This is a genomic window from Sphingobacterium wenxiniae, from assembly GCF_900116225.1.
GTDB classification, from domain to species: Bacteria; Bacteroidota; Bacteroidia; order Sphingobacteriales; family Sphingobacteriaceae; genus Sphingobacterium; species Sphingobacterium wenxiniae.
The window spans coordinates 419381-432052 of sequence record NZ_FOZZ01000001.1 but is presented as its reverse complement, the minus strand read 5'-3'; the positions used below and the strand labels follow the sequence as shown (position 1 = coordinate 432052).

Here is a 12672-nt window from a genome sequence, read left to right as displayed (position 1 = left end):
AAATAAAAAAAATGCGCAACCTATTCAGTTGCGCATCTCAAAAAAAAATATCATGAAAATTATCCTAAATATGATTTTAGGATTTTGCTACGCGATGTATGGCGCAAGCGTTGCAATGCTTTGTCCTTGATCTGACGAACACGTTCCCGTGTTAAATTAAATTTCTCGCCAATCTCTTCCAATGACAATTGGTGGTTTGAACCTAATCCAAAGAACAAGACGATGATTTCACGTTCTCTCTCTGTCAAGGTAGCCAATGAGCGTTTGATTTCTTCAGACAAGGATTCATCAATCAAGATGCTATCCGTGTCGGGATCGCTGTTTTCCAATACGTCCAAGAGAGTGTTTTCCTCACCTTGTACGAAAGGTGCATCCATAGATACATGTCTACCCGAATTACTCAATGTGTCAGAAACCTTGTCAACGGTCGTTTCCAAGATGTCTGCCAATTCTTCAGGAGAAGGCTCACGTTCGTATTCTTGTTCCAATTTTGAAAAAGCCTTGCTGATTTTGCTCAATGAACCAACTTGGTTCAATGGTAAGCGCACGATACGTGACTGCTCCGCAATAGCTTGCAAAATGGATTGGCGTATCCACCATACAGCGTAAGAAATAAACTTAAAACCTTTAGTTTCATCAAAACGTTTTGCTGCTTTAATAAGGCCTAAATTCCCTTCGTTAATCAAGTCGCCTAAGGTAAGGCCTTGATTCTGATACTGCTTAGCAACAGAAACGACGAAACGTAAGTTGGTTTTTGTCAATTTCTCTAAAGCTACCTGGTCACCTTCGCGAATGCGTTGCGCCAAGATTACTTCTTCTTCGGCTGTAATCAAGTCTACTTTACCAATCTCGTGCAAGTATTTGTCCAAGGACTGGGACTCACGATTGGTAATGGATTGTGTAATTTTGAGCTGTCTCATTTAATGTATTAAATACCTTTCTCTTTGAAATGTTTGCAAAAATAGTAATTTTTCGCTAATATACCTTCATGTAATTGTAAATTAATTACTCATTTTGAGGTAGTTAAGATTGGAGGTCTGATGTAAATGTTGTAGCAAAAATTGTTCCAATTTGTTAAAAGATGATGTGAGAATTGATAATATATAAACGAATGGATGGTGTATGTCATCCATATTCATCCTTTACGGAAAGGCTTTTAATACAGTTTTTTGATAGTTTTTTAACCAATTTCAAAACAAAATACAGTTTAGGTTGTTCACAAAAAGTAAAACAGTTGATGAGTATTGAATAAAATTTAGAACGTTATGCCTATAAAAATTCATTTGAATGACATGATGTCAAAAAGGAAAATATCTTTGAATGAATTAAGTCAAAAGGTTGGTATTACCTTGTCTAATCTTTCGATTATCAAGAATCAAAAATGTAGAGCTATACGGTTAAGCACCCTGGCTAAGCTATGCGAAGTTTTGGATTGCCAGCCAGGGGACTTGATTGAGTACGTTAAGGAAGATTAGTTTTCAAATCGGTAACCACGTAGAAACTCAACGATATCCATTCTCTTTTTTCCTTCCATCTGCAAAGCCGTGATGCGGAGGCTACCATCCTGTGTAGCGAAAGTCAGAAAACTCTTGCCATCTGTGTCATATTGTCCGGCTTCTTTTTCTATAGATCCGGCTTTCTCTGCAGCGTATACCTTTAACGTTTTACCATCCAAATATGTGAAAGCACCGGGATACGGACTTAGTCCTCGAATATGGTTGTATACAATATCGGTTGGCTGATTCCAATTGATTTCACAAAATGGCTTAAAAATCTTAGGTGCAGATTTTAATATGTCATTTTCAAATTCTTCCTGTGGTGTGGGGTTGATGTTGTTACTCTTTATTGCATCTACAGTTTTAAGAAGTACTTCAGCACCTACGGACATCAGCTTATCATGCAGAATACCAGCTGTGTCGGTGTCTTCTATCTGCACCTTCTGCGAAAATAAGATGTTGCCGGTATCGATTTCATGTTGTAAGAGGAACGTCGTTACGCCTGATTCTTTCTCCCCGTTTATTATCGCATGATTAATAGGTGCGGCACCTCGATACTGTGGCAGAAGTGAGGCATGAACATTGATCGTGCCTTTAGGAGGCATGTTCCAAACCGCTTCTGGCAACATACGGAAGGCAACGACTACTTGTAAATCTGCCTGAAAAGAGGCTAATTCCTGCAAAAAATCAGGATCTTTTAATTTGATTGGCTGTAGGACAGGAATATTGTTTGATACGGCGAATTTCTTGACAGCCGACTCTTGCAGTTTTTGTCCACGTCCGGCAGGTTTGTCAGGTGTGGTGATTACGGCGACAACTTGTTCACCAGCTTGTAACAATGCTTCAAGTGATGCTACGGCAAAATCAGGAGTGCCCATAAATATAATACGCATGATGGGGAAATTAAAAAGTAAAAACCAAAAAATCTAAAAGCAGCACAAGTTTCCGTGTACTGCGTTGCTACCTTACAATTTTTATTAACTTTGCGAAGTTACAAATTATTTAGGCTTGAATTTTCCTTACTTTTTAGCTCGACGGATAACTTTTGCAGGACAGCGCACCTTCTCCAAATTGATTGTGCGGGTCACCATAGGCGCATTGGCATTGGCGATTTGTTCCATTATCTTGTCCGTTGCCATATTGAAGGGTTTCAAGTCGGAGATTATCGAAAAGCAACGCGCTTTCTTTGGGGATATCCTTGTTTTGAAAAATGATTTGAACACTTCTTATCAAAATACGCCTATCTATCTTTCAAGTACCGATATTTCCGAATTAAAATCGATAGAGACGGTACACTCCATTGTGCCTTTTGCCACAAAGGCAGGTATTATGAACGTAAATGGAGAAGTAGAAGGCGTCCTACTGAAAGGTATTGATAAAACGTATGACCAGCGTTATTTTCGTCGCAGTATTGTCCAAGGAGATACATTGGACTTTTCGAATAATGTGGATCAGCAGATATTGATTTCGGAATATCTAGCGAATCGTTTGCATTTGTCTGTGGGCGATAAGTTTGTGATGTATTTTGTACAAGAACCTATCCGTAAGCGCCCATTTACCGTTAAGGGAATTTATACAACGCATTCCGAAACGATGGATAAGACGTATGTCATTGGCTCGTTGGATTTGATTCGTAGGCTGAATAATCTGGATGAGACAGAGGTTGGTGGATATGAAATCCGTATTGCGCCGTTCGATTCGTTGGAACGAACTACGGAAGAAATTAATGAACATTTGCCAATTGAGCTTAATGCTTCTAATATTAAAGAGCAGGTACCGGATATATTTAACTGGTTGAATATGCTGGATATGAACGATAATATCATCTTCGTGCTGATGGTGGTCGTGGCTATCATCAATATGATATCTTCATTGCTTATCAGTATATTGGAACGTTCGTCCATGATTGGTATTCTCAAAGCGCTGGGTTATGCCAGTTCTGGAATTCGAAAGGTCTTTCTTTACAATTCGGTTTACATAATAGGGTATGGGTTAATGATTGGAAATATCGTTGCAATAGCACTTTATGTATTTCAGACCAATACGCATTTTTTTACGCTTGATCCAGCGAATTATTATATCGAATACGTACCGATGTTGATAACTTGGTACGAAGTTGTTTTTCTAAATGTAGCTGTCGCTACGATAGGTCTGTTGGCGTTATTTATTCCTTCTATGCTAATTGCGCGCATTTCGCCAATTAAAGTGATTCAGTTCAAATAGTGTTCTTTTTTGGTGAGAATTAGGAAATAATATTGATTTTCCTTATTTTTCACTGCACTTTGTTTGTGCCGTATTTATTAACAAGACACTATATTTTTACATGGATAAATTCTTGCATCATATTTCAGACGCCTTTTCTACACCTATTACCAATCCGGTATTGGTCTTTTCAATTATCTTAACCATTATTTTAGTTTCACCGATTATTCTACGACCTATTAAGGTTCCGGGGATCATTGGGTTGATTCTTTTCGGGGTGTTGTTGGGACCCCATGGTTTGAATTGGATAACCAAGATTGATAAGGTGACCTTGCAAGGGAGTGGGGTGGATGCTATTGATTTGTTCTCGACTATTGGCTTGTTGTATATCATGTTCATAGCAGGTCTCGAACTGGATATGAATGAATTTAGGAAAACGAAAAATAAGAGCTTTCTTTTTGGGTTTTTGACATTTATTATTCCTATTTCTATAGGTTTTCCAGTCTGTCATTACTTTCTGGGCTATGAATTACTGCCCAGCATTTTAATAGCCAGTATGTTTGCCACACATACTTTAGTGACTTATCCGATAGTCAACAGTTATGGTATTTCAAAACATGAAGCCGTGGCTATCACTATCGGGGGTACGATTTTGACAGATACAGCTGTACTGATTATCTTGGCGATTATCACAGGAGCTTCGCAAGGGCAGCTTAATCAGGAATTTTGGGTTACGTTAGGTGTTTCCTTTACTATATTTCTGTTTATTATGTTTGGCATCATCCCACGTATCGCCAAATGGTTCTTCCAGAAGATTGAAGCAGAAAAAACAGCACACTATATATTTGTCCTTGCCGTGGTTTTCTTTGCTGCTTTCATGGCTGAAATTGCAGGATTGGAGCCTATTATAGGGGCATTCGTTGCTGGATTGGCATTGAATAAGCTCATACCACATTCGTCTGCATTGATGAATAGGATCGAGTTTATCGGTAATGCTATTTTCATCCCTTTCTTCTTGATCTCAGTAGGGATGATTGTGGATATCAGTGTGCTGACGAAAGGGCCGATGGCACTCATTATAGCAGGAACACTGACTGTTGTGGCTGTTTTTGGTAAATTTCTTGCTGCTACCGCAACTCAGCTGATTTTTAAGTATAGTAAGAATGAACGAAATTTAATTTTTGGTCTGAGTAATGCCCATGCTGCTGCTACTTTGGCTATTATTATGGTGGGATATGAGCGTGAAATCATTGATGAAAATGTGGTAAACGGGACGATTGTCCTTATTTTGATTACCTGTATTATTGCTTCTTTAGTGACTGAAAATGCTTCAAAGAAAATCGTGATGGCAGGACATGTGGATAGTGATACCCCTGAAACTGTACCTGAAACTGAAGAAGAAATTCTGATACCGATTGCTAACTTGTCGAAAATGGAACCTATTTTGGATTTTGCGACACTCATCAAATCGGGTAAATCTAATCGTCCTTTGAATATTCTTAGTGTTGTTCCGGATAATGAACAGGCAGAAAAGAATCTTATTGCTGCCCGTAAGAATTTGGATAACATGGCCAAATATGCTTCAGGATCTGAAACTGAAGTTGATTTGATGACCACGATAGATCATAATATTGCGAGTGGTATCGGGCGTACATCGAAAGAGATTTTTGCGAATTGTATTATCTTAGGATGGCCGAGTGCAACTTCGTTTATCGAAAAGATTGTAGGCGAGAAAACCGAAAGTATTCTGAACCGTACGGACGCAAACTTGTTTATGTGTCGTTTGGACAAAACTTTATTGTCACATCGGAATATTACGGTATTTGTTCCGCCATTGGCTGAATCAGAATTAGGATTTGTTTTTTGGATGGAAAAGATGTTGAAACTGGCCAAAGAACTTACTTTGCCGCTTGTTTTTGTGTCTAATCAACGTACACAGGAAGCATTGGGAACTTTCTTGGAGTCGGTACAATCCAGTGTTCCGACGTCTTTCGAGAATTATGAGGATTGGGATAATATATATGGATTGGCGACCTTTAGTAATGCAGATTCCCTCTTGGTGTTTGTCTCCTCGCGCTATGGGGAAGTATCTTATCGGGATTCGCTGGACGGCTTGGCAAAGCGAGTGGGACGTTATTTCAAGAACCAAAATGTGATATTAATTTTCCCAAGCCGACGGGAATATCAACATATTGACGACTACGAAGATGTACAGGCGGCGCCGATATTCAAGAAAATCAGTAAAGAAATCGGAAATATGTTCAGTAAGGATAAGTTGTAGTGCGGGGATTATTTTTATAAAAATAGCTTAAAGATTTATTTTTCTTTTGCTACTTTAGTAAAACTAATTCAACTTTAAACCATATGGGCAATAACATTCTCAGTACATCGGATTATTTAGTTTTTCTTTTTTATTTTGTCGTTGTAGCATCTTACGGTATTTGGGTGTATTATAAAAAACGCTCAAAACTGGCGGGTGGTGATTCCAAGGACTACTTCTTGGCAGAAGGGTCGTTGACATGGTGGGCTATTGGGGCTTCACTTATTGCTTCGAACATTTCGGCAGAACAGTTCATCGGAATGAGTGGGTCAGGCTTTAAGATGGGCTTAGCGATTGCTTCTTATGAATGGATGGCAGCGATAACTTTATTGGTTGTTGCAGTGTTTTTTATTCCAGTTTATCTCAAGAACAAGATTTTTACCATGCCGCAGTTTTTGCACAAGCGCTACAACGGCACGGTAGCCATGATTATGGCTATTTTTTGGTTGATGCTCTATATTGTGGTCAACCTGACTTCTATTCTCTATCTGGGTGCATTGGCGGTAAGTAGTATATCGGGATTCAGTCTGGAATTCTGTATGTACGCTATTGCCATTTTTGCCATTATCATCACATTGGGGGGAATGAAGGTAATTGGCTATACAGATGTGATACAAGTATTTTTTCTCATTTTGGGTGGTCTGGCAACAACTTATTTGGCTTTGAATCTGGTATCCGAGCATTATGGAGGGGAAGGTATCCTGAGTGGATATAACACGATGGTGGATAAAGCATCGGAGCATTTTCATATGATTCTGAAAACGGATAATGAAAATTATTTGGACTTGCCGGGACTTTCCGTGATTATCGGTGGATTATGGATAGCAAATCTAAATTATTGGGGCTGTAATCAGTATATCACACAACGTGCATTAGGTGCTGATTTGAAAACTGCTCGGAATGGTCTTTTGTTTGCAGCTTTCTTAAAGCTCTTAATGCCTATTATTGTGGTTCTGCCTGGTATTGCAGCTTATGTGCTGTGGAAAGATGGTTTATTTCAGACCGAAATGTTGCAGGATGGTGAAGTAAATGCCGATCGTGCATATCCGGTATTATTAAATTTATTGCCTTCTGGTCTAAAAGGTTTGTCTTTTGCGGCGCTGACGGCAGCTGTTGTTGCATCGCTTGCGGGTAAAGCTAATAGTGTTGCCACAATTTTCTCTTTGGATATCTATCAAAAAGTATTCAATAAAACAGCGAGTGAAAAGCAGTTGGTTAATACAGGGAAGATCACTATTGTGGTCTCTATGATTATGGCAGTACTTATAGCTCCTCATTTAGGGATTGATAAAAAGGGTGGATTCCAGTACATTCAGGAGTATACGGGTTTTGTTTCTCCGGGAATTTTTGCCATGTTCATATTAGGTTTCTTCTGGAAAAAGACGACCTCCAATGCGGCCATGTTTGCTATGATTGGTGGGTTTGTATTATCCTGTGTTTTGAAATTCTTGCCGAACTTTATGGACTTATCTTTTCTGCACGGCATAGGTTTCTCGGTTATTAATCCTGCCAGCGGGTTGTATGAGATACCTTTCTTAGATCGGATGGCTATTGTTTTCGTTATCTGTGTGATGGGCATGTTCTTTATCAGTAAAGCTGACAATGCGAGAGGTATTGTTCCGAATGGCCTGGAAGTGGACACCAAGATGTTCAAATCGCATAGTGCATTTGTGGCGGGTGCTTTGTTGGTGGCGCTTGTTACAGCAGCGTTGTATTTTATTTATTGGTAGAGTATATAATAGTATTGAGTATTGAGATGTGGGTATTGAGATACTAAAAAAAGAGCTTCCGAAAATTTTCGGAAGCTCTTTTTTTTTGCGTATTGCCCATAGCTTGCAGCTTATAGACTAAGGTCTAAAGCTTAGTACCCCGGATTTTGTTGTGCTTTAATACCTGGGTTAGCATTAATTTCGTTGATTGGGATAGGTAGTAATGTTTTGTAGAAACTACGGTCGATTTGCTTAGGCCTGTGAGTAATGGCTAAGTTCCCCAACTCATCATTAAAGACAATCGTTTTATTCCAACGAATCATATCAAAGAAACGATGCCCTTCTCCAAATAATTCCTTACTACGTTCGTCCACAATGATATCCAGATTAATGTTGCTCGCCGTTGCGGGAGACAAATTAGGAGATCTTTTTCGTATGGTATTTAAATATTCTGCAGCTTTTGTTTTGTCAATATGCAAGGCTGCTTCGGCAGCAATAAGATAGATTTCAGATAGCCGGATAACTTTTATGTTGACGGCTGTACTGTTAGCACTTCCCTTATCGCCTTTGAGGTCGGTACTTCCACTATATTTGTAACACGCACCCATACGAGTAGCTGATGTTTCGTCGTTTGACATAACACCATGTCGAATATCGTCTTCGTCTTCATTTAATAGATTGATGAAGTTGTCACTTGCCATGAAATAACCTAAAATAGATGCTGACCCGTGACCCGCTCTACGGAAATAAGCTCCTAAAGAGGAGTTGATTAAATCTCCTTCGCTTGGAAAGATACCTAATTCAAAAATTGATTCGCTGCCAAACTGCCTTGTCCATGAAGTTGTCCAATCTTCATTGGTATACAACTGATAGCCACCACTGCTGATAATCTCTTCAGAAGCAGCTAATGCATTAGGATAGTCCTGCATGTACAAATATACGCGGGCTTGCATAGCTTTATTAGCATAGTAATTTATAAAACCGTTTGTTTTGGTTTTCGCCAATAAAGGTTCAGCTTCTTTTAAATCTTTTAGAATCTGTGTGTAATTTTCCTCCACGGTAGCACGTAGTTCTTGTGCACTCGCTTCCAACATGGTTGTTACGTTTGGAACTCCATAAGCGGATTTGTCATCATCATAGGATTTTCCGTATAGGCGAACCAAGTCGAAATAGATGACAGCACGTGCGGTCAGTGCTTGTCCCTTGAAGTTGTTGAAATTCTCGGAAGTTCCTCCTTCCTCTAACTTTTCTATGCTTTCAATTAAATTGTTGATCTGAGCGATAATGTGATACCCTTGCGACCATACGCCAGAATATGTGTTGGTTGCTTCTGCATGATTATATGCATATAGGTAATCGTAGCCACGTCCTTGACTGAACACGGCTAAATCACCACCTTTAACATCAGCATACAAAGGAAAATTACGTCCATAGTAACTGCCATCAGCCATTTTACTCATGATTCCAGTTAGGATAACTTGAGCATCTTGTGCTGTCTGTATGGATGTTGCCGCGTCACCAGAGTTTGTAGGCTTGACATCCAAAAAATCTTTACAGGAACTTGCAAAAATAATTCCTATAGATAATAATATAATATGTAGCTTTTTCATTTTTTTGCTCCTCTCGTATATTAAAAACTAAATTCTAGTCCAAATGTGTAGGTCTTTCCCATCGGCGTTTCCCAACCACGTGTTCCATAATTGTTGACTTCTGGGTCAGCATGTTTATATTTAGAGAACGTTAGTAGATTTGCTCCATTAAAATAAATACGAGCACTGTTAATACCTGCTTTTTTTGTGAAGCTGGCAGGAATTCGGTAAGCCAGGGAAATGTTACGTAGTCTCAAAAAAGAAGCATCATAGAGGTGTCGGCTACTCACTTGGTTTACATCTTCTAAATCTTGCCCAGAAACTTTAGGTAAGCTTCCGCTTTCTTTAATATCGGTCCAAGTCTCGTCAATAAAATATTGAGAGCGAATGCGTTCCCAATAATAACCATCATCTGCAACGTCACGTGAAGAAGCGTCATATAATTTTCCGCCTATCTTGTAGATGAAATTTAGCCCCACAGAAATACCTTTGTATTCTACATCGGTATTTATTCCTCCATACATTTTAGGATTTGCATCTCCCATGATGACACGCTGCGCTTTTCGATAATCCAAACTGACACCACGTCCATCAATTAAAAAGTCGCCATCGGTTGGATCATCAGGATTGTTTACAAACCACATGTTTTTACCATTGGTTTGGTCAACGCCAGCCCATTCAATACCAAAAAAGGCCAATGTAGATTCACCTTCTCGATAAATAAAGCGCGTGCGAGCGTCGCCTCCTGTAGGATCATTCCAGATAATATCTTGACCTTGTTCTTCTCCTTCTGCAGCGTAAAGCTTAACTACTTTAGAGCTAAGAAATGTTCCGTTGAGACTTGCACTCCAGCGCCAGTCATTCTTTTTTATGATGTCAGAACCTATTAAGAATTCCCATCCTTTATTATTGATTTGACCAACATTTTTCAATGTGGAAGAAAATCCTGTGATGGTGGAAATAGGGACATTTTGTAAAAGGTTTTTTGAATCTCTGTTAAAATACTCTACACTACCAAATAACTTATTGGCAAATAAACCGAACTCCACGCCTATATTCGTCTGGTAGTTTGTTTCCCAAGTTAGACTTGGATCAGCAACATTCGATAATCCTCCACCAGCTTGCTCCATATAACGATTTGTATAACTGGTCATAGCGCGCCAACCGAAGTTTGAAGTGGGTAAAGTTCCGTTTACACCATAGGATGCTTTGATGCGCAAATCATCTATGGCTGTAATCTCTTTCAAGAAGGCTTCGTTGTTTAATCGCCACGAACCAGCAATAGACCAAAAATTACCCCAACGATTTTCCGGCCCCAAACGTGAAGAACCGTCTCTTCTGAACGAAGCTGAAGCGTAATATTTTTCATTATAGTTATATTGCAATCTCGAAAGTACAGACATCATATTGTTACCCCAGCTGTAGGCACTTGCTTCCAATTCGCCTGCTGTTGCTACAGTATGAAGAGCTGATGAAGGGAGGTTTCTACCAGTTGCCCGGATAAACTCTGTATTGTTCTTTTCCGCTTCGAAACCAACCAAGGCATCGATATTATGACTTTGAAAGGTTTTGTTATAATTGGCCGTAGTGGAAGATACCATTTTCATGGTATTTGTAGACATTTCATGAACGACACCGTTAGTGGACTGACCTGTATAGTGTTTAGCACTGTAGTATAGGTGATCCTTTGTTTCTGTGTCGTCATAAGAGAAAATCGTTTTTATACTTAACTCTGGTAGAAGCCTTAATGTTAAGGATTCTACGGCTGAAATTTTTCTAGACTTAGCAGCATTTTCCCATTCTTTGTTATAATATAGAGGGTTATAAGCTAATGAACCATAACGGGCAGAGTATTCATCTCCTGTTTTATAATCTGTAGGCCAGTAGAAAGGCCATAGCAAATTCCGGGTTTGCATAAGGTAGTTTGTGCCCGTGTTGCGTGTGTCATTTAGTCCTATTGTTTTTTGGTGGGCTAGGCTTACGTTCGATCCAAACTCTAGATATTTGCCAATTTTTTGTGTTAAGTTTACCCTTCCGCCTATTCTATTATAATCGTTTTGAATCATACGGCTTTTATCCTGTGTATATCCAAGCGATGTATAATAGCGCGTAGTTTCTGTTGCACCACTTACTGAAAGGTCGTTCGTTTGGAAAATACCTGTTCTGAACAAGGCATTATCCCAATCGAAATAACGTCCGTCACGATTTTCTATCCCATCCGTTCTACCTTTGATATTTACATTTTCATACAGTCCTGGTCCATTAGTACTAAATTCATAACCATGTCGACCAAAATTATTATTAAAGCGATTCAATACCCATTGATTTGCTGCTTCATCAGATTGGCCACTGGAAGTACGAGAGTCATGCAATATACGATATAGTGTATTTATTTGTTCTTGTGGACCAGCAACTTCCCAGTTATCTGTAGCCCATGATGGCGTCATACTGATAGAAGAACGTAGGTCAATTTTAGGTTTTCCTTGTTTTCCTTGTTTGGTTGTGACAATGATGACTCCGTTGGCAGCCCGTGAACCATATAATGCAGAAGCTGCTGCATCTTTTAAGACTGTGACTGATTCAATGTCATTGGGATTTAATGTAGCCAGTACATTGTTGGAACTTCCAGAAACGTAGTCAGACATTTGTCCTACACTACCAGAAATCACTGGGACACCATCAATTACATATAAAGGGGAATTGGAGGCATTCATAGAACCGATACCACGGATACGTATCTCAGGTGTTGCCCCAGCCTGTCCAGATGTTGTTGTAACTTGAAGTCCGGGCACTTTGCCAATGAGTGCCTCTTGAAACGAAGGTTTAGGGTTATCTTTGATTTCTTGAGAGCTTACTGTCGCAGCTGAACCCGTAAATGAGGCTCTTGTTGCTGTACCATAGGCAACGACCATCACTTCATCGATGCCCCTTTCATCGGTTTTTAAGGCAATATTTAAGGTGTTTCGACCGGCTAAAGGTATCTCCTGAGTTTGATAGCCTACTGCGCTGATGATAAGTGTAGCATTGGAATTTGCATTAAGAGTAAATAGGCCACTTTCATTGGTTGAGGTTCCTTGGCTTGTGCCCTTGATGGTGAGGGTAACACCCGAGATAGGTTTCCCCTCGCTGTCGGTTACTTTCCCCGCAACCGACATTTGCTGTGCATTGACAACCTGCATGGCACTGCAGGCAATAATGCACATGGAAGTTAGTACATGTCTCTTCATCATAAATGAGATTTAGTTTATTAGAATTGAAAGTTAAGTTAATATTTTATGTTGTCAAAATTTTGTATATAAAAATGTTTTTAAATCCGAATTATTTTTCGAATAGTATGTGGTGTGTAGAATAATGTA

8 protein-coding genes are annotated in these 12672 nt (G+C 39.3%); 4 read left to right on the top strand and 4 right to left on the bottom strand.

Translation table 11 applies throughout. From position 1 onward, the window contains the following. Positions 1 to 59 precede the first annotated feature (59 nt). Entirely contained in the window at positions 60 to 920 is an 861-nt protein-coding gene (locus BM375_RS01900) for a sigma-70 family RNA polymerase sigma factor (RefSeq protein ID WP_093363457.1), read from the bottom strand. 345 nt (positions 921 to 1265) lie between these two features. Between BM375_RS01900 and BM375_RS01895 the strand changes: the two genes are divergently transcribed. Continuing rightward, on the top strand, positions 1266 to 1475 hold the full coding sequence (locus tag BM375_RS01895; RefSeq protein ID WP_093363456.1) for a helix-turn-helix domain-containing protein: 210 nt from the start codon (positions 1266 to 1268) through the stop codon (positions 1473 to 1475). On the opposite strand, the gene fmt is transcribed toward BM375_RS01895, so the two are convergent. Next, entirely contained in the window at positions 1472 to 2389 is a 918-nt protein-coding gene (gene fmt / locus BM375_RS01890) for a methionyl-tRNA formyltransferase (protein ID WP_093363455.1), read from the bottom strand. The genes BM375_RS01895 and fmt overlap by 4 nt on opposite strands. Positions 2390 to 2504: 115 nt before the next feature. On the opposite strand from fmt, the gene BM375_RS01885 reads away from it, so the two are divergent. The 3 genes from BM375_RS01885 (at position 2505) to BM375_RS01875 (ending at position 7748) form a co-directional block, all read left to right on the top strand. Further along, on the top strand, positions 2505 to 3719 hold the full coding sequence (locus BM375_RS01885; protein ID WP_093363454.1) for an ABC transporter permease: 1215 nt from the start codon (positions 2505 to 2507) through the stop codon (positions 3717 to 3719). 100 nt (positions 3720 to 3819) lie between these two features. Further along, on the top strand, positions 3820 to 5979 hold the full coding sequence (locus BM375_RS01880; protein ID WP_093363453.1) for a cation:proton antiporter: 2160 nt from the start codon (positions 3820 to 3822) through the stop codon (positions 5977 to 5979). A gap of 83 nt (positions 5980 to 6062) precedes the next feature. Further along, the gene (locus BM375_RS01875; protein ID WP_093363452.1) at positions 6063 to 7748 is read left to right on the top strand and encodes a sodium:solute symporter family transporter; all 1686 of its coding nucleotides are present in this window, start codon (positions 6063 to 6065) and stop codon (positions 7746 to 7748) included. 131 nt (positions 7749 to 7879) lie between these two features. Here the strand turns inward: BM375_RS01875 and BM375_RS01870 are convergent, their stop codons facing one another. Together BM375_RS01870 and BM375_RS01865 are read right to left on the bottom strand one after the other, a co-directional pair. Further along, positions 7880 to 9337 (bottom strand): RagB/SusD family nutrient uptake outer membrane protein, encoded by a 1458-nt coding sequence (locus tag BM375_RS01870; protein WP_093363451.1) that lies wholly within the window; start codon positions 9335 to 9337, stop codon positions 7880 to 7882. A 20-nt stretch (positions 9338 to 9357) separates the two neighbouring features. Continuing rightward, positions 9358 to 12546, bottom strand: a complete 3189-nt coding sequence (locus tag BM375_RS01865) for a SusC/RagA family TonB-linked outer membrane protein (protein ID WP_244525795.1) — start codon at positions 12544 to 12546, stop codon at positions 9358 to 9360. Positions 12547 to 12672: the final 126 nt, after the last annotated feature.

What these genes read in the sequence shown, in the direction of transcription:
- BM375_RS01870 (WP_093363451.1), bottom strand. Translation starts at nt 9,337, where the DNA reads ATGAAAAAGCTACATATTATATTATTATCTATAGGAATTATTTTTGCA.
- BM375_RS01875 (WP_093363452.1), top strand. Translation starts at nt 6,063, where the DNA reads ATGGGCAATAACATTCTCAGTACATCGGATTATTTAGTTTTTCTTTTT.
- BM375_RS01895 (WP_093363456.1), top strand. Translation starts at nt 1,266, where the DNA reads ATGCCTATAAAAATTCATTTGAATGACATGATGTCAAAAAGGAAAATA.
- BM375_RS01865 (WP_244525795.1), bottom strand. Translation starts at nt 12,546, where the DNA reads ATGATGAAGAGACATGTACTAACTTCCATGTGCATTATTGCCTGCAGT.
- fmt (WP_093363455.1), bottom strand. Translation starts at nt 2,389, where the DNA reads ATGCGTATTATATTTATGGGCACTCCTGATTTTGCCGTAGCATCACTT.
- BM375_RS01900 (WP_093363457.1), bottom strand. Translation starts at nt 920, where the DNA reads ATGAGACAGCTCAAAATTACACAATCCATTACCAATCGTGAGTCCCAG.
- BM375_RS01880 (WP_093363453.1), top strand. Translation starts at nt 3,820, where the DNA reads ATGGATAAATTCTTGCATCATATTTCAGACGCCTTTTCTACACCTATT.